Annotated in this window: 18 protein-coding genes; 7 read left to right on the forward strand and 11 right to left on the reverse strand. The window is 65.2% G+C overall.

Annotated elements, in window-relative coordinates; translation table 11 throughout:
* Positions 1–41 precede the first annotated feature (41 nt).
* The 3 genes from HF690_RS00880 to HF690_RS00890 all read left to right on the forward strand — a co-directional run bounded on the left by HF690_RS00880 (position 42) and on the right by HF690_RS00890 (position 2,739).
* A complete protein-coding gene (locus tag HF690_RS00880) occupies positions 42–905 on the forward strand; it encodes a hypothetical protein (protein ID WP_113065037.1) in 864 nt (287 codons plus the stop codon).
* A gap of 10 nt (positions 906–915) precedes the next feature.
* Entirely contained in the window at positions 916–2,184 is a 1,269-nt protein-coding gene (locus HF690_RS00885) for a DUF4785 domain-containing protein (protein WP_168608126.1), read from the forward strand.
* A gap of 120 nt (positions 2,185–2,304) precedes the next feature.
* Complete coding sequence (locus HF690_RS00890) at positions 2,305–2,739, forward strand: phosphate-starvation-inducible protein PsiE (protein WP_113065039.1); 435 nt, start codon at positions 2,305–2,307, stop codon at positions 2,737–2,739.
* 16 nt (positions 2,740–2,755) lie between these two features.
* On the opposite strand, the gene epmA is transcribed toward HF690_RS00890, so the two are convergent.
* The 11 genes from epmA to HF690_RS00945 all read right to left on the reverse strand — a co-directional run bounded on the left by epmA (position 2,756) and on the right by HF690_RS00945 (position 15,474).
* Positions 2,756–3,718 carry an EF-P lysine aminoacylase EpmA gene (gene epmA, locus HF690_RS00895; protein WP_168608127.1) on the reverse strand — a complete coding sequence of 321 codons (963 nt, stop codon included), beginning with the start codon at positions 3,716–3,718 and terminating at the stop codon, positions 2,756–2,758.
* Positions 3,715–4,725: a tetraacyldisaccharide 4'-kinase gene (gene lpxK / locus HF690_RS00900; RefSeq protein WP_168608128.1), complete on the reverse strand. Its 1,011-nt coding sequence runs from the start codon at positions 4,723–4,725 to the stop codon at positions 3,715–3,717. Before lpxK ends, epmA begins: the two co-directional genes overlap by 4 nt.
* Positions 4,726–4,797: 72 nt before the next feature.
* Positions 4,798–6,585 carry a lipid A export permease/ATP-binding protein MsbA gene (gene msbA, locus HF690_RS00905; RefSeq protein WP_168608129.1) on the reverse strand — a complete coding sequence of 596 codons (1,788 nt, stop codon included), beginning with the start codon at positions 6,583–6,585 and terminating at the stop codon, positions 4,798–4,800.
* Positions 6,582–7,013, reverse strand: a complete 432-nt coding sequence (locus HF690_RS00910; protein ID WP_168608130.1) for a biopolymer transporter ExbD — start codon at positions 7,011–7,013, stop codon at positions 6,582–6,584. The genes msbA and HF690_RS00910 overlap by 4 nt, the downstream gene beginning before the upstream one ends.
* Positions 7,014–7,022: 9 nt before the next feature.
* The gene (locus tag HF690_RS00915; RefSeq protein WP_206098385.1) at positions 7,023–7,700 is read right to left on the reverse strand and encodes a MotA/TolQ/ExbB proton channel family protein; all 678 of its coding nucleotides are present in this window, start codon (positions 7,698–7,700) and stop codon (positions 7,023–7,025) included.
* Between the two features lie 92 nt (positions 7,701–7,792).
* Complete coding sequence (locus HF690_RS00920; protein ID WP_168608131.1) at positions 7,793–10,138, reverse strand: DNA internalization-related competence protein ComEC/Rec2; 2,346 nt, start codon at positions 10,136–10,138, stop codon at positions 7,793–7,795.
* Between the two features lie 65 nt (positions 10,139–10,203).
* Complete coding sequence (gene lolD / locus HF690_RS00925; RefSeq protein ID WP_168608132.1) at positions 10,204–10,917, reverse strand: lipoprotein-releasing ABC transporter ATP-binding protein LolD; 714 nt, start codon at positions 10,915–10,917, stop codon at positions 10,204–10,206.
* Between the two features lie 13 nt (positions 10,918–10,930).
* Positions 10,931–12,172 (reverse strand): lipoprotein-releasing ABC transporter permease subunit, encoded by a 1,242-nt coding sequence (locus HF690_RS00930; RefSeq protein WP_168608133.1) that lies wholly within the window; start codon positions 12,170–12,172, stop codon positions 10,931–10,933.
* Positions 12,173–12,268: 96 nt separating this feature from the next.
* Positions 12,269–12,691: a protein YgfX gene (locus tag HF690_RS00935; RefSeq protein WP_168608134.1), complete on the reverse strand. Its 423-nt coding sequence runs from the start codon at positions 12,689–12,691 to the stop codon at positions 12,269–12,271.
* The gene (locus HF690_RS00940; RefSeq protein ID WP_113065120.1) at positions 12,663–12,911 is read right to left on the reverse strand and encodes an FAD assembly factor SdhE; all 249 of its coding nucleotides are present in this window, start codon (positions 12,909–12,911) and stop codon (positions 12,663–12,665) included. The genes HF690_RS00935 and HF690_RS00940 overlap by 29 nt, the downstream gene beginning before the upstream one ends.
* Positions 12,912–13,110: 199 nt before the next feature.
* Positions 13,111–15,474 (reverse strand): GH92 family glycosyl hydrolase, encoded by a 2,364-nt coding sequence (locus tag HF690_RS00945; RefSeq protein ID WP_168608135.1) that lies wholly within the window; start codon positions 15,472–15,474, stop codon positions 13,111–13,113.
* Between the two features lie 204 nt (positions 15,475–15,678).
* Between HF690_RS00945 and HF690_RS00950 the strand changes: the two genes are divergently transcribed.
* From HF690_RS00950 to HF690_RS15035, 4 genes are read left to right on the forward strand one after another with little or no spacing between them, the layout of a single operon-like run.
* Complete coding sequence (locus tag HF690_RS00950; RefSeq protein WP_168608136.1) at positions 15,679–16,701, forward strand: LacI family DNA-binding transcriptional regulator; 1,023 nt, start codon at positions 15,679–15,681, stop codon at positions 16,699–16,701.
* A gap of 18 nt (positions 16,702–16,719) precedes the next feature.
* A complete protein-coding gene (locus HF690_RS00955) occupies positions 16,720–18,048 on the forward strand; it encodes a sugar MFS transporter (protein ID WP_113065050.1) in 1,329 nt (442 codons plus the stop codon).
* 13 nt (positions 18,049–18,061) lie between these two features.
* Positions 18,062–19,042 carry a carbohydrate kinase family protein gene (locus HF690_RS00960; RefSeq protein WP_168608137.1) on the forward strand — a complete coding sequence of 327 codons (981 nt, stop codon included), beginning with the start codon at positions 18,062–18,064 and terminating at the stop codon, positions 19,040–19,042.
* On the forward strand, positions 19,039–20,424 hold the full coding sequence (locus tag HF690_RS15035) for an AGE family epimerase/isomerase (protein WP_240151514.1): 1,386 nt from the start codon (positions 19,039–19,041) through the stop codon (positions 20,422–20,424). The genes HF690_RS00960 and HF690_RS15035 overlap by 4 nt, the downstream gene beginning before the upstream one ends.
* The last annotated feature ends 9 nt before the right edge of the window (positions 20,425–20,433 follow it).

Genomic DNA, 20,433 nt, shown 5'->3' on the forward strand with positions numbered 1-20,433 from the left:
ACACGCGACGCAAGGTCGCGTGACATGGAGGGAGGAACATCATGCAACGACGTGCAAGTCTTGCCTTTTTGCTGGCCCTGCTGCTGGCCTGCTTCACCGTACCGGCCTTCGCGGCCGTGACCGGTGTCGCACTGGTCCACGGCACCGGAAGCCAGACCGACGCCTACAACGACTACTGGCAATCTTCGATGGTCGAGTCGATCCGTCAGGGATTGAGCGACCCGAACAACCTGCTGGTGGTGAACTGCGACTTCGAGCAGTACATGTGGGACGACCGCGCTGCCGGCTGTCTGGCGACGCAGCTGACCAATTTCATCAACGCCCGCCACATCGACGACCTAGTCGTCATCACGCATTCCAACGGCGGCAACGTGATGCGCTGGATCCTGTCCAACCCGACCTGGGATAGCCGCTATCCGAACATCATCTCCAAGATCCGCTGGGTCGACGCCCTGGCGCCGTCCAGCGCCGGCACGCCACTGGCCGATGCGGTGATGAACGGCAACGTGTTCGAGGAATCGCTGGGCTGGCTGCTGGGCTACAAGAGCGACGCTGTGCGCCAGCAGCAGGTGAGCTGGATGGCCTACTACAACCAGAACTATCTGCTCGGCACATCGGGCCGCCCCGCTCTGCCCAAGGGCTTCTGGGACGTGGTCGGCACGGACGTGACGTCCTCGCCGTTCAATTCCGATTCCTACTGCGGCGGCTACACCCTGAACGTCGGACTGGAACTCACCCAGAACTGGCTCGACAGCTGCTCGGACGGTTTCCTGAACTGCACCAGTCAGTCCGCGGCCGGCACCCTGTGGTTCAAGGACAAGAACGTGCTGGGCAAGACGCTCTCGCACAACCAGAGCCGTCGCGCCTGCTTCGGCATCGACACCGTGCTGCGCAACGACCTGTAAGGAGGCCGCCATGAACAAGATCCGTATTCTTCCGATCGCCGCGGCCCTGACCATGATGGTGGCCGGCGCCGCGAACGCATCCGACCACTCGCTGCTGGCTGCGCAAAAGGGCGACTTGGTACCGCAGACGCTTCGCGCGGTGCCGACTGCACCGGTGAAATCGCTGTCCACCACCGCCGCGCCGGCAAAACCGACCGTCGATCACCGACCGGTCCACGTGAGCTGGAAACTCGATGCCTCGCGCAAGCTCGAAGCCGCACCCAAGCCCTTCGACCGCAGCAGCCGCGAGTACTGGCAGGACGTCTCCGCAGACGAACTGCACCGCGGCCTGGAACTGCGCACGACCACGCCCGGCGCGCTGATCCGTCTGAGCCCGGTGGGTGGCGACTTCGGTCGCCTGGACCCGCAGCGCATGCAGGTCACGCACGGCGGGCGCACGCTCACCGGCGCCGAGGCCATGAGCAACAGCGCCGACACCGCCCAGCTGCGCCAGGCCGGCATGATGGTCAGCGACGGCAGCATGGTGATGAAGCTGCGTCCGGACCTGGGCACCGGCCCGGTCACGCTGAAGGCCGCCGACGCCAAAGGTCGCTACGTGGTCCACGTGTTCGAGCCGAAGAGTCCGCTGGTGCTGCACGCGCAGACCACCCGCGACACCATCGCCTCGGGTCAGTCCGTGCGTCTGAACGTGCACCTGCGCGATGCCGGCGCCAATCAGGCCATGGATTCGGTGGGCGGCTTCCTCGTCGCTCCGGACGGGCACACGCGCGACCTGCGCTATCAGCGCAATGCCGACGGCAGCTATTCCGTCGACGTCACGCCGGACGCCGATCACGCCACCCGTCGCGGTCTGTGGGAACTGCATACGTTCACTAGCGCCACTGATGCCAGCGGCCACACCGTGCTGCGCGACGCCACCACCGCTTTCGCGGTCAGTGTCACCAATGCGCGCCTCGACGGCAGTGTGCAAGTGCAGGCTCGTGGCAAGAAGGGGATCGATCTGCAGATCGGGGTCGAAGCCGTTCAGGCCAGCCGCTACGCCGTGTCCGGCGTGCTCTACGGTCACGCCGCCGATGGCAGCCTGAAGCCGATGGCCTACGCCCAGTCCGCGAACTGGCTGCAGGCCGGCAAAGGGTCGATCGACCTGCGCTTCGATGCCGGTGCCCTGGCCGGCAGCGCACTGCGTCCGCCGTACGAGTTGCATGACCTGAAACTGGTCGACCAGGCCCACATGGGCATTCTGGAACGCCGCGCGGTCGCGTTGCGCTTCTCACCGTAAGACCCATCGCGGCGCGCCGGGGTACGGCGCGCCGCGATTCTGTGGCATAACGTCGCAAGACGGCGCACGTCGCATTTCGGCGACCTACGCTGCGGATACGGCATCTCAGCGGAGAAGGTCATGCCCAACGGCATCGAGCACACCCTGCGCGAACGCGGCTTCCGGCTGATCCGGCTACTCGAATACGCCGGCCTGCTGGTGGTGCTGATCGCCACCCTGACCGCGGCCGGACAGGAAGTCCTGCTCATGTACCGTCAGGGCCGCGTCACCGTCGCCGACCTGCTGATGCTGTTCATCTACCTGGAACTGCTGGCCATGAACGGCATCTACTGGCGTGCGGGACGCCTGCCGGTGCGCATGCCGCTGTACATCGCCATTGTCGCCATGGCTCGTCACCTGACGCTGGAAACCCCGGACATGAACGCCTGGACCACGCTGGCCGAAGGCGGCACGGTGCTGCTGCTGAGCCTGGCGGTGCTGGTGGTGCGCTACGGGCACATCCGCCTTCCCTACCGCGACGAGGATCCGGACAACATCGGCGGCAAGCGAAGCTGAGAAAGCGCCGCGACGATCAAGCCTTCCGGAACGGGAAAGCCAGCACGTCGGCGATGGCATCGGTGCCGAGCATGCACATCAGCAGTCGATCGACGCCGAGTGCGACACCGGCACAATCGGGCATGTTTCCGAGCGCATCCAGCAACGGCTCATCCAGCGGAACCTCCGCCAGACCTCGTTCGCGACGCACCGCATTGTCGCGTTCGTGCCGCATGCGTTGCTCGTCCGCGTCATTGAGTTCGTGATAGCCGTTGGCCAGCTCGTACGGCCCCAGGTAGACCTCGAAGCGTTCGGCCACGGCGGGCGAGCCTTGCCGCACCCGCGCCAGGGCGCACTGGCTGGCGGGATAATCGTGCACCACCGTGATGCGATCTGTAGGAAACGCCGGTTGCAGGAGGTGTGTCATCAGTAGATCGAGCCAGTCGTCGCGACCGAGTCCCTCCGGATCGATACCGAAATTACGCAACGGTGCGCGCAGCGATTCGATCTCCGCGACATGCGGGTCCAGCCCCAGTTGCTCACGGAACAGCTCGACATAGGTGGTGATCCGCGGTTCGGCAATGCGATCAACGGACGCCATTGCAACCCGCACCAGCGCCACGACCTCCTCGGCCAGACGACGCTCGTCCCAGCCGACCCGGTACCACTCCAGCATGGTGAACTCGGGGTTGTGCCGCCCACCAGCTTCGCCGTCGCGGAACACGCGACCAAGTTCATAGCAGTCGCCCAGCCCCTCGGCCAGCAGACGCTTGAGTGGAAACTCCGGCGACGTTCGCAGGTAGCGCACTGCTTCGCCTGCGTCGACATGACCGTGGAAGCGCGTGCGGAAACTCTCGATGTTGGGATCCGTGTTGCCGGCAGCGGAGAGTACCGGCGTCTCGACCTCCAGCACGCCGCGTTCGCGGAAGAAGTCGCGGATGCCTGCATACAGCTGCGCACGCAGGCGCAGACCGCGATGATGCTCCGTGCGTGCGCTCATGCGCCCGGTGTCCGCTTCGAGTGTGGCTGCACGCGGCGCAGACGCTCGACCAGATCGTGGATGAAGCGTTCCGGCAGATCGGCGCGTACCGGCACGCTGTACCAGTGCTTGCGCGCGAAGAAGATGCACTTGACCGCGTCCTTGCCAGTCATCAGCACCGGCAGGTGGTCGGCGAAATCCAGATCCCGAGCAGTGAAGGCGTGGTGATCGGGAAACGGATGCTCGATGACCTCGATCCGCTGCGCACGGAGACTCTCGAAGAAGCGTCGCGGATTGCCGATCGCCGCCACCGCATGCACGCGCCGGCCGACCAGCGATTCCAGCGGCAACGCGCGCTCCTCGCCCAGCAGCGGATAGGCGGTGTCGCCGATGAGGCGCATCGGCACCTCGCCCTCACGCGCAACGCCGCCGTTGCACACTCGGAAATCGACGTCCTCGAGACGTGACTCGGATTCACGCAGCGGCCCCGCAGGCAACAGCCAACCGTTTCCGAACCGACGCGTACCGTCGATGACGCAGATCTCGATGTCGCGGCGCAGCCGATAATGCTGCAGACCGTCATCGGCGAGCACCACGTCGACGCCCGCCTCCACCAGCAGACGCGCGGCAGCGGGACGATCGCGGCCGACGGCTACGGGCGCGCCGGTGCGTCCGCGGATCAGACACGGTTCGTCGCCCACCTCGGACGGGTCGGGGGCATCGCCGAGCAATTCCGGCACACGCCGCTGCCCGCCATAGCCTCGGCTGACCACACCAGGATGCCACCCGTGTGCACGAAGTGCCTCTACCAGGGCGATGGTGAGGGGCGTCTTGCCGGTGCCGCCGACAGAAATGTTGCCGATGACGATGACCGGGACCGGCAAGCCGACGCTCAACGAAGCATCGCACTCGAAACGCTCACGGCGCCGCTGCGCCAGCCAGCCGTAGAGGCGCGACAAGGCACGCAGCACCATCGAAGTGGGCCGCGAACGGTACCAGTTGCGTTGCACGGCATCGGAAAGTCCCATGCCTCGTCCACCTCGTCCTTGTCGTCGAATCGTCCCACCGCCCGCAACGGCGCGACCGAAGACGGGAAAATATCAGTCCGCGCCGGTAACGGCCACGTTGTCGTCGTGGAACTGCATGCGATGCAGCGCTGCGTACGTGCCGTCTCGTTCCAGCAATTGCGCATGCGTACCCAATTCCACCACGCGGCCCTGATCGAGCACGGCGATCTGGTCGGCATGCTCGACCGTAGACAACCGGTGTGCGATCACCAGCGTGGTGCGGTTGACCATCAGACGCGTCAGCGCCTGCTGAATCAGGCGCTCGGACTCGGTATCCAGCGCCGAAGTAGCCTCGTCCAGAATCAGGATCGGCGCGTCCTTCAGCACTGCGCGGGCAATGGCGATGCGCTGCCGCTGACCGCCGGACAGCGTGTTGCCGCCCTGCCCGATCCGCGTGTTCAGCCCGTCCGGCAACTCGCGGATGAATTCCATCGCATTGGCCGCTTCCGCAGCGGCGATGATCTCCGCCTCGCTGGCGCCGGTCAGCTCGCCATAGGCGATGTTATTGGCCACGGTATCGTCGAACAGCACCACGCTCTGCCCGACCCAGGCGATCTGGCGCCGCAGTGAAGCCAGCGCATAGTCGTTCAGCGGATGGCCGTCGAGTGTGATGCGTCCGGCACCCGGCTCGTAGAAGCGCGGCAGCAGACTCACCAGCGTGGACTTGCCGCTACCGGAACGACCGACTAGCGCCGTCACCTTGCCCGCCGGACAATCCAGGCGGATACCCTGCAGCGCCGCCACGGCGGCGCCCGGGTACTGCATCTGGACGTCCTCGAACGCCAGTTCACCGACACTGCGCTCGACTGTGCGCTGCCCGTGATCGCTCTCGGGCGGCGTGTCCATGACCGCGAACAGTTCCTCGGCCGCCGCCATGCCACGCTGAATGTCCGACTGCACGTTCGTCAGACGCTTCAATGAAGGAAGAATCGCGCCCATGGCGATGATGAGCGTGGTGAAGGAACCCGGCGTCAGGCTGTCGATGATGCCCGGACGCGTGGCCATGAACACGATCAGCGCCAGCGACATCGCCGCTACGGTCTGCACTGTCGCCGAGGACAACGCGCTGGTCGAGGCCACTTTCAAGTTCAGGCGTCGCGCGGCTTCGGTGACTTCCTCGAAGCGGTTGCGCTCGCGCTGCTGGCCGCCATAGATCTTGACCTCGCGCTGCCCGCTGACCACCTCGTCCACCGTGCCCGTCACGCCCCCCATCACGTTCTGCACGCGCCGGCCGATGCGGCGATAGCGGCGGCTGATGTAGGTCACCAGCAGCGCCACGAACGGCACCAGCACGAACAGAGCGAGCGTCAGATAGGCGCTGGTCCAGAGCATCAAGCCGACCATGCCGATCACGGTCAGACCGTCGGTCACGGCGACTTTCACCGCATTAGTGGTGGCGTTCGCAACCTGTTCGGAGGTGTAGGTGATGCGCGCGATCTGATGACCGGACGGTTCACGATTGAAGAACGCCGAAGTCATGCGCAGATACGTGTTGAAGATGTCCATGCGGATCTGCTGGACCACGTTGCGGCCGACCAGCGCGGTACCGTAGTTCTCCATGTATGCGCCCATGCCGCGCACCAGGAAGATGCCGACGATCCAGATCGGCATCCAGAAAATCGTGTCCGGGTCCTTCTTCATGAACAGACCATCCAGCATCGGCTTGATCTTGCTGGCGAAAACGGTCAGTCCAGCCGCATCCAGGGCCATGCCGATCACCGCCAGCAGGGCGATGATCCAGTACGGCCTGGCGTAGCCGAGCAATCGCTTGTAGGTCGTCCAGGTACTGACTTCGAACGACGTGCTTTCGCTGTTGCTCACGGTGAATCGGGCCCCTGGTCTGGCGTAGTGGCAATGGACAGGCGCGTGAAGCCGAGTTGGCCCAGCGCATCCATCGCGGTGACGACCGCCTGATGTGGGGTCATGGCGTCGGCACGCAAGGTCACCGGTTGATCGCGCTCCGATCCGGCAACGCTGGCAATCGAGCGTTTCAGCGCATCCACGCCGGAGCCCAGCACCTGATTGCTGCCGACGAAGAAGTGCCCCTGGCGGTCGATCACCACCACCAGCGGGTGCAGCGCGGCCGAGGAGGTGTCCGCGCTGGCCTTGGGCAAGGTGACCTGCATGCGCGAATGGCGCACGAAGGTCGTGGTCAGCACGAAGAACATCAACAGGGTCAGCAGCACATCGATCAGCGGTACCACACTGATCTCGAACTCGTCCCGTCTGCGGTCGTTACTGATACGCACGGCGATTCCTCAGCGGGTCGCGCGCGCCGGACGCGGCGCCGTAGCCGGCGCGGCGGCACGCGAAGCATTGGATGCCGGGCGCGGAGGCTGCGTCGAGAGCGAATCCAGCAACGCACTCGCCTCGCGCTCCATGTCCATGCAATAACCGGTCACGCGGCCACGGAAATAGCGATGCAGGATGTACGCCGGAATCGCGACGATCAGGCCCGATGCCGTGCAGATCAACGCCTCGCCGATACCTCCGGCCATCTTCATCGGGTCGCCGACGCCGCTGACCATGACCGCCAGAAACATGCGGATCAGACCAATCACGGTGCCAAGCAGACCCAGCAACGGTGCAATCAGGGCAATCGTGCCCAGGGAGTTGAGGAAACGCTCCATGCGGTGCGCCACGTGCCGGCCGGTATCCTCCAGACGCTCCTTGATCTCCTCGCGCGAACGATTGCGCACCGTCAGCGCGGCGGCCAGCAGTTCGCCCAACGGCGAGTTCTCGGCCAGCGTCCGCAGGTGGTTCGCGTCCAGCGAACGCGACTGCGCCCACTTGCGCACTTCGTCGCCAAGCCCAGACGGCATGACCGTGCTGCGGCGCAGACTCCAGAACCGTTCAAGGATGATCGCCAGAGCGATCGCCGAGCACACCAGGATGGGCACCATTCCCCAGCCGCCGGCCATTACAATCTCGAGCACGAGGTCGATCTCCAGACATGATGTCGTTGATCGCGCATCATAACAGCGACATCGCCCCCGCCTGTGAACCGGTTCGTCGCTTTCGCACGCCCCTACTCGCGCCAGTATGCGGAATGATTCCGCCGCCAGCGGGCGATCACACGAGGGGCCGCCGCCACGGGAAAGCGGATCGACACGGCGCCAGCCGTGGCCGTATCGAGCACCGGAACGCCCGCACGCCGGTACCGCGCCAGCACTTTCGGGCGTGGGTGACCGAACCGATTCAGCCAGCCTGCCGAGACCACGGCCAAGCGGGGCCGCAGCGCATCGATGAACGCCGCGGAGGACGACGTGTTGCTGCCATGGTGCGGCACCACCAGTATCAGCGGCGGGCCAGAACCGACCTGCCGCGCCACGCCCGGCTCCATGCGGCGGGTGATGTCACCGGTGAGCAGCAGTCGTCCACCGCGCCCGCGAATCAACAACACGCACGACAGGTCGTTACCGTGCAGCAACGGCCGCAAATGCGCAGGCGGACTCAGTACCCGCATGCGCACACCATCCCAGGACCAGTGCTGCCCCGCATGACAGGGTGGCATCGGCACAGGCATCCGTTTCGGCTCTCCGCTCAATCGACGTGCGTCGGGAAAGGCCTTCGCCACCGCTCGCGCACCGCCGGCATGATCGTTGTCGCCATGGCTGATCACAATGCGATCCGCCGGACCGGCGCCGCTGGCGCGAATCGCGGGAAGGACCGCCGCATCGCCGAAATTGAAGCCGGACGGATACCGGGCTCCGGTGTCATAGACCAGCAAGTGATGACGCGTTCGGACAATCACCGCCAGCCCCTGCCCCACATCCAGCACCGTCGCGCGAAACGCGCCCGGTGCAAGCGGCGGCAGTCGAGGCCACAACAGCGGAAACCAAAGCAGCAGCCCCAGCCAACGGCCCGGAATTCCGCGCGGCGCGAACAGCCACAAGGCGCCGATGCAGGCCAGAAGCAAAGCAAAACCGGATACGGCGGGCAGATACCAGTGCGCACCCGGCCATTTCGCCATCACTGCCAGCACGGCCCAGGTCTTTCGCATGATCCAACCCGCGATCCGCCACAAGACACCCGCCGCCGTCGCCGATATCGGCTGCAGCGCCATGCCGGCCAGCGTGAGCGGCACCACGGCCATGCTGACCACGGGAATCGCGAAAAGATTGGCCAGCAGGCCCCACGGCGCACCCTGACCGAAAAACCATGCCGTCACCGGCAACAAGGCCACGGTCATCAGCAACTGCGCCTGTCCGGTCCCGCGCAACCAGCCGCGCAAGCCGCTCACTCGTCGTCGATCGAGCACGGCGAGCAGCAATGCGACGGCGGCGAAGGAAAGCCAGAAGCCTGCGGACAGCACCGAAAGCGGATCGAACAGCAACACCGCCGACAAGGCCAGCGACAACGCCTGAAGAGGATGCACGGAACGGCGACTCACCCGCGCAGCCGCCAGCACCGCGATCATCAGCAACGCGCGCAGCGTCGGAAGTCCCAGACCAGCCAGACAGGCGTAGACACTCGCCACCAGCACAGCCGCGAGCGCCGCGGCGGCGGGACGGGGCCAGCGCTTGCCGAGAGATGGCCACAAACGCCAGATGCCCTGGATCAGCAGTGCGCCGAGCAGCGCCGCCACGCCAATGTGAAATCCGGAGATCGCCAGCAGGTGCGATACACCGTCGGCACGTGCAATGCGCCAATCTCCCTCGCGCAGGCCTCGCTTGTCGCCGACACCCAGCGCCCGCAGCAATCGCGCCCCCTTGCCGCCATCCAGGGCATGATTGATGGCCCGGGCCATGCGTGCGCGCACGCCGTCGATGCAGAATGCCCGACGACCAGCCGACCGATTCGGCCCCTGCTTGCGCACGTACCCGACGGCGGCAATGCGTTCCAACAGAGCCTGTCGTTCGCCATCGAAGGCTCCCGGATCCATGAATCCGCGGGGACGACGCAGCCGCACCCGCAGGCGCCACCGGAGACAGGGCCGTGCAGCAGCCTTCGGCGCACGGTACCAGGCCAGACGCAAACGACCGTGTAACGGGAACGGCTTACCGTCGAAACGGGCCTGCTCGACGCGCAGCACGAAGCGATCGGCGTCCGAACGCACCTGCGGAAGGCCCTCGACCACCCCCACGACGTCGAAGTCCTGTCGCTCGAGGCGGCGAGGCAATCGCTGCTGCATGACGGCCCCGGCGCGCACGACGCAGTAGACGAAAGCCAGCACCATCCAGCACAGGCTGCGTGCACGCGGACAACGCCAAGCCGTCAACGCAGCCACCAGCGCCAGCGGCAACAGCGCGTCCAGCGACGGCAAGACATCCAGGCACTGCACCGCCGTCACGCCGAACAGAAGGCTCAGCGCGAACGGCATCGCGGACAGCGCTTTCGCGCACGGCTTCAGTATGTCGCGTAGGACATGCATCGCCCCTCCCTGGGCGTTCGCGCTCGGCGCATCCTGCGCCGCTCAGCGGATGATGTGGGGACCGATCAGGCTGCCTTGTCGGACAACGGCTGCATGCGGCCACCGGACAGTTCCAGCACCCGATCCATGCGCGCCGCCAGACTGCGATCGTGCGTGACCAGCACGAAGCTGGTACCGATCTCGCGATTGAGCTCCAGCATCAGGTCGTACACCTGCGCGGCATTGTGTTCATCCAGATTGCCGGTCGGCTCGTCGCCGAGAATGCACGCCGGCCGCGTCACCAACGCGCGCGCCACGGCGCAACGTTGTCGCTCGCCGCCGGACAGCTCGCCGGGCTTGTGTTCGAGGCGCTTGGACAGACCAACCCGCTCCAGCAGATGCTTCGCACGCTCGCGCGCCTCATCGATAGGGGTGCCACGTATCAGCAGCGGCATGCAGACGTTTTCCAGCGCCGTAAATTCCGGCAGCAGATGATGGAACTGGTAGATGAAGCCCAGCGAGCGATTGCGCAGCACGCCGCGCTGCGCATCCGAAAGCCCGGACATGAGATGGCCGTCGATCTCGACCTCGCCGCCGGTCAGCGTGTCCAGACCGCCGACGATGTGCAGCAGCGTGCTCTTGCCCGCGCCCGAGGTGCCGACGATAGCCAGGGTTTCGCCACGCGCGACCTCGAAATTCACATCTTCCAGCACCTCGGCGCGCAGCTTGCCTTCCTGGAAGGTCTTGGACACGTGCCGGGCGGCGACCACGATCCGGTCGGCTTCGTTGTGCGTATTCATCGTCGTCTCCCGATCACTCATAACGCAGCGCCTGCGCCGGCTGCGTGCGCGAAGCACGACGCGCCGGATACAGCGTGGCCAGCAGCGAAAGTACAAAGGCGATGCCGCAGACCCAGCCCACGTCGGTCCACTGCAGGCGACTGGGCAGCTCGCTGATGTAGTAGACGTCCGGCGACAGGAACTGCACGTGGAATACGTGCTCGATCCATTCGGCGATGGCCTGCAGGTTCAGCGACAGCGTCACGCCGCAGATCGCGCCGGCGAGAATGCCGACGATGCCGACAAACAACCCCTGCACCATGAACACGCCCATCACCGTTCGCGGCGGCATGCCGAGCGTCCGCAGAATGGCGATGTCGGCCTGCTTGTCCGTGACCAGCATGACCAGCATCGAAACCAGATTGATGACCGCCACCAGCACGATGAGCGTCAGGATCAGGAACATCACCTTCTTTTCCATGGCGATGGCCTTGAACAGATTGGCGTTGGACTGCATCCAGGTCTGCACGCGATAGACCTGACCCAGCTCACCGCCCAGATGCCGCGCCACCGCGCCGGCATGGAACAGGTTGTCCAGCCGCAGACGGATGCCGTTCGGGCCATGGATGCCATACAGCTTCTCGGCATCCTGCATATTCATCAGCGCGAGACCGGAGTCGTACTGCTGCATGCCCAGCGCGAAAATGCCGCTGACACGGAATGCGCGCAGCATCGGCATCGCGCCCATCGGGCCGGCGCGGAAACGCGGTGCATAGACGATGACCTTGTCGCCCACCGTCACGCCCAGCATCGTCGCCAGCTCGTCGCCCAGCACGATGTTCCATTTGCCCGGCTTCAGCGAATCCAGCGAGCCGTCGCGCATGTGCTTGTTGAAATCCGACACATGCGGTTCCAGCGCAGGATCGATGCCGCGCACCAAGGCACCGCTGGAAGCCTCGCCGCGAATGAAGGCCTGCTGCTCGACGTAGGGCGCCGCGCCGAGAACGCGTGGATCGGCCTTGGCGATCTTCAATGCGCGCGGCCAGTCCTGAATGCTCTCGCCGACACCGGAGATGGTCGCGTGCGAGACCGCGCCGAGAATGCGCGCGCGCAGCTGATAGTCGAAGCCGTTCATCACCGACAGCACCGTGATCAGCGCCGTCACGCTCAACGCCAGGCCGATGATGGAGACGCCGGAGATGAAGGAGATGAAATGATTGCGGCGCTTGGCGCGGCTGTAGCGCAGGCCGATGAACAGGGAAAGCGGTCGGAACATGGGCTTCCAGAATGTATGCGCGGCGGGGGTGGATCAGACCGCGAAGATTCGGCAGAGTGCCCGAAAGCGGCCATCTGCGGCAAGCAGGGTCGACCTTCAGTCGTCGTCGGATTGGGACGACAGACGCATGCGCAGTCGCCGACGCGTGTCCGCGTCGAGATTGTCCGGGAGCATCAGCAGCGCCGCACTATCGCGTTTCGCCCACCCCAGCCGGAGCACCAGCGCGCCGGCCAACACACGCGCGCCAAGCAGATGCCCTTCCACGTCCTCGTCATTCGACAGCGAGAGATTCCAGCCACCGTCCGCGCGCCACTGCACACGGCGCACCACGCATCGAGCAGCATGCCGTGCGCAAGCGACGACGTAGAACACCGTCGACACGATCAGTAGCACTTGCGCATACCACGGCGCCGCACTGTCCAGCACGCCGGCGACGGCCAGACCGCCGAGCATGATCACCAGACGAGGCAGCCAACGGGACGGATGGAACTCAAAGCCGATGCTGGGCGCGGATGGCATCGATGATGTCCCGCCAGTCAGCGCGCGGCGCTTCGCCGCGGCCGATGGTCCAGTCCCACAGGTCCGGATCCTGTACGTCCAGCAGTTCCTCGAAGGCCTGCTGGGCGGCGGGATCGGCGTCGGGGTAGCGGTTCTCCAACCACCAGCCGTACAGCGCGTCCAACTCCTTGGTGCCGCGACGGCAGCGCCAGCGCAGGCGCGCCAGGGGCGTATTGCTCATGATGCTTCGCTTCCACAGAACAGGAATGCCGCCCATGGTAGCCGCGATGCCGACGGATGACGTAGTCGTCCGCGCCGCAGCGCCGTGTCGGATTTACGCGAACGCCGTGTCGGACAAGACGACTTTGCCGCATGCCGCGATGCGGACACGATGACAGATACCGTCCGGAAAGGACGGCATCGCGCCATGCGCACGGCAATCAATCCTTCGGGTACGGCGTCATCGAATACGGACGCACGGCGTCGGAGGTCGCCCACGTCGTGTTCGGCTCGGCCTGCATCTCGAAGGTCAGCGTGCCGCCGGCGAGAATCTCCCCGTGCTCGATGTAGCTGCGCTGGAGCGGCTTGCCGTTGAGCAGCACTTTGCCGACATAGGGGTGTGCGTCGTCGAGATGCTTGGCGACGATGGTGAAGCTCTTGCCGTTGGGCAGATGCAGCTCCGCCCAATCGACGAACGGCCGACCGATCACGTACTGGTTGCTGGCCGGCGCCACCGGATAGAAGCCCAGCGCAGTGAAGATGTACCAGGCCGACATCTGGCCCAGGTCGTCGTTGCCGGCCAGCCCCGTCGGGGTCGGCGCGTACTGGGTGTCCATGATCTGCTTCAGGCGCTGCTGCGTCTTCCACGGCGCGCCGGCGTAGTCGTACAGGTAGGCGATGTGATGGCTCGGCTCGTTGCCATGGGCGTAGTAGCCGATCAGCCCGGAGATGTCCTCGACGTGCGCGAACTCCTTGGGATCAACCTTGGCCTCGAACACGTGGTCGAGCTTGGCGATCAGCTTGTCGTCCCCGCCCAGCATGGCGATCAGACCGCCGATGTCCTGCGGCTCGTACCACGAGTACTGCCAGGCGTTGCCTTCGGTGTAGTCGCTACCATAGCCCGCGGCCGCCGGGTCGAACGGCATGCGGAACGTGCCGTCGCTCTTGCGGGCGCGCAGGAAGCCGGTCTTCGAGTCAAATGAGTTGCGCCAGTAGCCGGCTCGCTTGGCGAAACGCTTGGCCAGCGCCTTGTCGCCCATGGCCCCGGCCATGCGCGAGATGGTCCAGTCGTCGAAGGCGTACTCGACGGTCTTGGAGGCCGCCTCCGGCACCTTGTCGATGGGCACGTAGCCGAGCTTCATGTACCAGCCCAGACCGCCGTACGGCTTGTAGGTGGCGCTGGCAACCATGGCCTTGAGCGCGTCCTTCGCATCAAAGCCGCGGATGCCCTTCATGTAGGCGTCGGCGATCACCGGCACCGCGTGGTAGCCGATCATGCACCACGTCTCCAGCCCCTGATACGCCCACACCGGCAGGATGCCGAACGGACTCGACTGCTGTGCCGCGACCAGCGACTGCACGAAACTCGCGACGCGCCGATTCGGCTGGATCAGTGTCATCAGCGGCTGCTGCGCGCGGTACACGTCCCACAGCGACCAGGTCGAGTAGAAAGTGAATTCTCCGGCCTGATGGATGCCGTGGTCGGGACCGCGATACTGGCCGTTGACGTCCATCGCCAGATTCGGCGCGATCATCGCGTGGTACATCGCGGTGTAGAAGTTCGTGCGGGTGGCGGCCGGCGCGTCGACATCGATGGCCGATAGTGCCTGCTCCCATTCCGTGCGCGCCTCGGCGCGGCGGGCGTCGAAGTTCCAGCCCTTGCCGTCCTGGTCGAGGTTGGCGATGGCATTGGCTTCACTGACGGTGGAAATCGCCACTTTCACGACCAGCGGCTGGTCCAGCCTGCCGAAGTCGAACACACCCTCGAGCGCACGGCCGTCCACGGCGGCGGTGTCGGCCGGCGACTCGCCCGGACCCTTGAAACCCTTGTAGACGACATCCTGCTCGCGGTTCATCAGTTCGTGCGAAGCCATCGGATGCGAGAAGCGGATGGCGAAGAACAGCTGCCGCCCTGGCGCCCAGCCGCGCGTCTCGCGCATGCCGGTAACCGTGCCATCCTTGCGTACGCGCAACCGTGCCCAGGACACCTTGCCTTGGTAGTCGTAGATGCTCGGACGCAGATCCAGCAGCACGTGCGCCGGTTTGCCCTTTTCGAAGGTGTAGCGATGCCAGCCCACGCGCTTGCCGGCAGTCAGTTCCACGCGCACGTGGTTGTCCGGAAGTGTCACGGCGTAGTAGCCGGCCTGTGCCGTCTCGGTGTCGTGGCTGAAGCGCGAACGATAGCCACTGCCCGGCTGATCGGCCTCGCCCGCATCCAGCTTCACCTTGCCGCCGATCGGCATCAGCAGCACGTCGCCCAGGTCCGAATGCCCGCTACCGGAGAAATGCGTATGCGAGAAGCCGCGGATGGTCGGATCGTCATAGCGATAGCCAGCGGCCCATTTGTAGGCATGCTTGAAATCCGGCATGGCCGTATCGGGACTGAGCTGGATCATGCCGAACGGCACTGTGGCACCGGGAAAGGTGTGCCCGTCGCCGCCGGTGCCAATCATCGGATCGACCTGTTCCCACGCTGCGCTGCCCGGCACCGCGCTCATGCCGGGTGCCGCCAGCAGCAACCCGCCCAGCAAGACACCGATGTGCAAGATTCGAACACCCTGGAACAACCGGCGCTTGACGTGCATGGAAACGGCCCCTTTTGTATCGTTCTAAATGGAACGCAAACTAGCATGGCATTGCGTCTCCAACATGTTGCATTGCATGATGGTCAGCGGACCTGTAAACGATACCAGCCCCAGATCATTGAATCGTTCTAAATTCTTTGCCGACCCATCCATGCCACAGCTGCACGCTCCATCGACGGGCACCGCCATGCGTGACGGTGCCGCATGAACCCGCATCGCGTCACGCTGGCCGACATCGCGCGCGGCTGCGACGTATCGCGTGCGACGGTTTCCCTGGTGCTGCGCAACAGCCCGCTGGTGGCCGCTGGCACACGCAAGAAGGTCGAGGCTGAGCTCAAGCGCCAGGGCTATGTCTACAACCGCGCGGCGGCCAATCTGCGCCAGCGCACCTCCTCCAGCGTGGCGCTGGTGGTCAACGACCTGTCCAATCCGTTCTTCGCCGAATTCGCCGCCGGCGTCGATGAAACGCTGGGCGCCGCGGGCTTCGTCACACTGCTCGGCAGCACGGGGGAATCGACCGAACAGCAGCGCAGGGTGCTGTCCACCCTCAACGAACACGCGCCGGCCGGCATCATTCTCTCCCCGGCCGAGCACAGCGACGGAACGGAACTGCTCGGCATCGTCGGCGCGCATACGCCGGTACTGGTCTTCAATCGCCAGCTTTCCAGCGCGCACTGGGACTTCCTGGCACTGGACAATCGACGCGGCGCGCGGCGCGCGACAGAACACCTTCTGCAACTCGGCCACCGACGCATCGCCTTCTTCGGCGGTCATGCCGACTCCAGTTCCTGCCGCGAGCGCCGCCAAGGTCACGCCGACGCCCTGCAGGCCGCAGGAATCGCCATCGAACCGCAATGGCTGGTCGAAAGCGCCCCCACCCGCCTGCAGGCCGCAGCACAGACCGGAGCACTGTTCGTGCGCGATCCAGCACCGACTGCAGCAGTCTGCTACAACGATGCGGTGGCGCTGGGCCTGATGCTGGGACTCAACGCCCGTGGCTGCCGCCCCGGCCACGACTTTTCCGTCACCGGCTTCGACGACATTCCCGAAGCCGCCGTCAGCCTGCCCGCACTGACGACCGTCGCCACCGATCCACGCGCTCGTGGCCGCCAGGCCGCCGAACGCATCCTGGAACGCGTGCGCCACCCCGAACTTGTTCCCTGCGAAATGCACGCCTCGGCCGAACTCGTCGTGCGCGACAGCAGCTGCCCACCGCCCCATTACTGACCAGCAAGGTATCCACCGATGGCTTCCTTTTCGCCCGCCCCCGCCAGCACACCGCCCGAGCAAACTGGGGACAAGCGCTACACCTACTACCCGACGGCACTGACCGTGCTCACGCTGGTGTTCTTCATGTGGGGCTTCCTGACGGCGCTGAACGACAGCCTGATCCCGCATCTGAAAGCCGCCTTCGAGCTCAACTACACGCAGGTCATGCTGGTGCAGTTCACCTTCTTTGGCGCCTATTTCCTGATGTCGTTGCCGAGTGGCTGGCTGGTCGAGCGCATCGGCTTCAAGCTCGGGATTGTCGCCGGACTGAGCATTGCCGGCGTGGGCGCACTCGGTTTCCTGCCGGCCGCGCAATGGCACAACTACCCCGTGTTCCTCGGCGCCCTGTTCGTGCTGGCGACCGGCATCACGGTGCTGCAGGTGGCGGCCAACCCGTACGTCACCCTGCTCGGCCCTGCGCGTACCGGATCCAGCCGCCTGACACTCGCACAGACGATGAACTCGCTGGGCACCACGCTGGCGCCGATCTTCGGCGGCTATCTGATTCTTTCGCATGTCGTGAAGAAGGCCAGCGAGGTGGCGACCATGTCCGCCACCGACCAGTTGCTGTACCGGACCGAGCAGGCGCAGTCGGTGCAGATGCCCTACGTCGGGCTGGCAGCAGCGCTGTTCCTGCTAGCCGGATTCGTCTGGCTGTTCCATCTGCCGAAACTGGCCGAGAAGACCCACCCCGACGAAGCGAAGAACTACAGCCTGATGGACGCGCTGCGCATCCCGCATGTCGCCTTTGGCGTGCTGGCGATCTTCTTCTATGTCGGTGCCGAGGTCTCCATCGGCAGCCTGATGATCAACTACATCTCGCTGCCCAACATCGGCCACATCAGCGAACAGACCGCTTCGCACTACGTGGCGTACTACTGGGGCGGCGCGATGGTCGGACGCCTGCTCGGTTCGGGACTGCTGGCCATGCTCGATCCGCGCAAGCTGCTGGCGGTGTTCTCGGTCGTCGCCGGCGGCCTGCTCATCACCACCATGACCACGCATGGCAACACGGCGATGGTGAGCGTCATCGCCATCGGCCTGTTCAACTCGATCATGTTCCCGACCATCTTCGCACTCGGTATCGAGCGTCTGGGCCCGTTGACTGACAAGGCGTCGAGCCTGCTCATCATGGCCATCGTGGGCGGTGCGCTGGTGCCGTTGGCACAGGGTTTCCTGGCCGACCGCATCGGCTTGCAGCACTCCTTCGTGCTGCCGTTGCTATGCTACGTCTACATCCTGTTCTACGGCCTCAGTGGGTCGAAGATCCGCACGATGCCCGAGACCACGCCACCGGCCCCATGAATCAAGGACTGGGATGACCATGCGCCCGATACTCTGCTTTGGCGAAGCGTTGATCGACTTCCACCCGGAAGGCACGGACGATCATGGATTCGCACGCGCCTTCGTGCCGTTCGCCGGTGGCGGTCAGGCCAATGTCGCCGTCGGCGTGGCGCGATTGGGCGGTGAAGCACACTTCGTCGGCATGCTCGGCCAGGACCGCTTCGGCGACTTCCTCATCGATCGCCTGCAACGAGCCGGCGTCGACACGCATCATGTCGTGCGCACCGCCGATGCACCGACAGCACTGGCCTTCGTGCAACTCGATGCCGACGGCGAGCGCAGCTTCTCGTTCTATCGCCCGCCCTCGGCCGACATGCTGTTCCGCAGCGAACATTTCCGCGACGATGCCTTCGACGGCATCGCCCTGCTGCATGCATGCTCGCTGAGCATGAGCGAACCGGAACTGGCCGAAGCCACCCGCGAAGGCATGCGTCGCGCGCAGGCGGCCGACGCGCTGGTCAGCTTCGACCTGAACCTGCGCCCCGCACGCTGGAGCCACCATGACGACCCGCGCTCGGTCATGTGGAGCGGCCTGGAGCTCGCCGACCTGGTCAAGCTCAGCGACGATGAACTCGACTATCTCGCCGTCGATGGCGAGGACGCCTTCCTCGAACGCCTGTGGCGCGGACGCACGCGCCTGCTGGTGGTGACCGGAGGCAGTGCGCCGTTGCGCTGGTTCGTGCGTGATGCGGACGGCGAAATGCCGGTCTACGACAGCGCCGTGATCGACAGCACCGCTGCCGGCGATGCGTTCGTCGCCGGCTTGCTGCATCGACTGGTCGAACAGGACATCGACGCGCGGAATTTCGACGCATTCATCATGGAACTTCCGCGTCTTCATGCGACACTTCGCTTCGCCGCCGCGTGTGGCGCCATCACCGTCACTCGTCGAGGGTCTTTCGCAGCGATGCCCACGGCAAAGGAAGTCGAGACCTACATGGACGAGAGGCCATGACGCCCAAGTTGCCCGCGACGCCTGTGCCGGATTTTCGCTCACGCGAATTCCTGCGCCAACACATCGCCGACATCATGGATTTCTACTATCCGCGATGCATCGATCCCGTGGGCGGCTACTTCCAGTATTTCCACGACGACGGCTCCATCTACGACACCCGCCATCGGCACCTGGTCAGCAGCACGCGCTTCGTCTTCAACTTCGCCATGGCCGCGCGCCATTTCGGCAGCACGCGCTATGCCGAGGCCGCGCGTCACGGCTTGAACTACCTGCGCGAGATGCACCGCGACAGCACGACCGGCGGCTACGTATGGACGCTGTACGACGGTCTTGCCGAGGACCGCACCAACCACTGCTACGGCGTCGCCTTCGTGATGCTGGCCTATGCCACGGCGCACAAGGCCGGATCCGAACAGGCCGCCGAATGGATGGACGAAACCTGGCAACTGCTGGAAGAACGATTCTGGGACGCCGATGCCGGCCTCTATCGCGACGAGGCCGACGCCGACTGGCATTTCTCCGCCTACCGCGGCCAGAACGCGAACATGCACATATGCGAGGCGCTGCTGTGCGCCTATGAAGCCACCGGCAACGACGCCTATCTCGATCGCGCACTGCTTCTGGCCGACAACATGACACGGCGACAGGCCGACCAGACCAACGGCCTGATCTGGGAACACTACGACGAAAACTGGAACGTCGACTGGGATTACAACCGCGACAACCCGAAGCACCTGTTTCGTCCGTGGGGATTCCAGCCCGGTCACCAGACCGAGTGGGCCAAGCTCCTGCTGATCCTGGACCGTCACTGCCGCCGCCCGGCTTCCGAGCGCGGCCAGCCGGTCACCGTCCCCGGCTGGAACGAAACCCGGGTATCGCGCGCCAGCCCGCCACCGATCGCCTTCGGCGCAGCGCGCAGCCCGGTGCTGGACCCGGTGGCCGACCGCGAAGCCTCGCCTCAACCGTCCTGTCCCGAACTCGACTGGCTGCTTCCCACCGCGCGCCGACTGTTCGACACCGCCGTCGCCCTGGCCTGGGACAAGCAGTACGGCGGGCTGTGCTATGGCTTCGATCCGGACGGCAACATCTGCGACGACGACAAGTACTTCTGGGTCCAGGCCGAGACGCTGACCACCGCCGCGCTGCTCGCACACCGCACCGACATGGACGCCTACTGGCTCTGGTATGAGCGGATCTGGACCTATGCCTGGCAGCACATGGTCGACCACCAGCACGGCGGCTGGTACCGGATCCTGGACCGCATGAACCAGAAATACGACAACAAGAAGAGTCCGGCCGGCAAGACCGACTACCACACCATGGGTGCCTGCTACGAGGTCCTCAACGTGATCGGTCGCTCCGGCGCACAACGGCTCGCGTAGGTCGAAAGC

The sequence above is a fragment of the Oleiagrimonas citrea genome (assembly GCF_012395255.1).
Taxonomy (GTDB): domain Bacteria; phylum Pseudomonadota; class Gammaproteobacteria; order Xanthomonadales; family Rhodanobacteraceae; genus Oleiagrimonas; species Oleiagrimonas citrea.

Coding starts and splice junctions, on each gene's coding strand:
- HF690_RS00880 (WP_113065037.1), top strand. CDS start 42: ATGCAACGACGTGCAAGTCTTGCCTTTTTGCTGGCCCTGCTGCTGGCC.
- HF690_RS00885 (WP_168608126.1), top strand. CDS start 916: ATGAACAAGATCCGTATTCTTCCGATCGCCGCGGCCCTGACCATGATG.
- HF690_RS00890 (WP_113065039.1), top strand. CDS start 2,305: ATGCCCAACGGCATCGAGCACACCCTGCGCGAACGCGGCTTCCGGCTG.
- epmA (WP_168608127.1), bottom strand. CDS start 3,718: ATGAGCGCACGCACGGAGCATCATCGCGGTCTGCGCCTGCGTGCGCAG.
- lpxK (WP_168608128.1), bottom strand. CDS start 4,725: ATGGGACTTTCCGATGCCGTGCAACGCAACTGGTACCGTTCGCGGCCC.
- HF690_RS00920 (WP_168608131.1), bottom strand. CDS start 10,138: ATGCATGTCCTACGCGACATACTGAAGCCGTGCGCGAAAGCGCTGTCC.
- lolD (WP_168608132.1), bottom strand. CDS start 10,917: ATGAATACGCACAACGAAGCCGACCGGATCGTGGTCGCCGCCCGGCAC.
- HF690_RS00930 (WP_168608133.1), bottom strand. CDS start 12,172: ATGTTCCGACCGCTTTCCCTGTTCATCGGCCTGCGCTACAGCCGCGCC.
- HF690_RS00935 (WP_168608134.1), bottom strand. CDS start 12,691: ATGCCATCCGCGCCCAGCATCGGCTTTGAGTTCCATCCGTCCCGTTGG.
- HF690_RS00940 (WP_113065120.1), bottom strand. CDS start 12,911: ATGAGCAATACGCCCCTGGCGCGCCTGCGCTGGCGCTGCCGTCGCGGC.
- HF690_RS00945 (WP_168608135.1), bottom strand. CDS start 15,474: ATGCACGTCAAGCGCCGGTTGTTCCAGGGTGTTCGAATCTTGCACATC.
- HF690_RS00950 (WP_168608136.1), top strand. CDS start 15,679: ATGAACCCGCATCGCGTCACGCTGGCCGACATCGCGCGCGGCTGCGAC.
- HF690_RS00955 (WP_113065050.1), top strand. CDS start 16,720: ATGGCTTCCTTTTCGCCCGCCCCCGCCAGCACACCGCCCGAGCAAACT.
- HF690_RS00960 (WP_168608137.1), top strand. CDS start 18,062: ATGACCATGCGCCCGATACTCTGCTTTGGCGAAGCGTTGATCGACTTC.
- HF690_RS15035 (WP_240151514.1), top strand. CDS start 19,039: ATGACGCCCAAGTTGCCCGCGACGCCTGTGCCGGATTTTCGCTCACGC.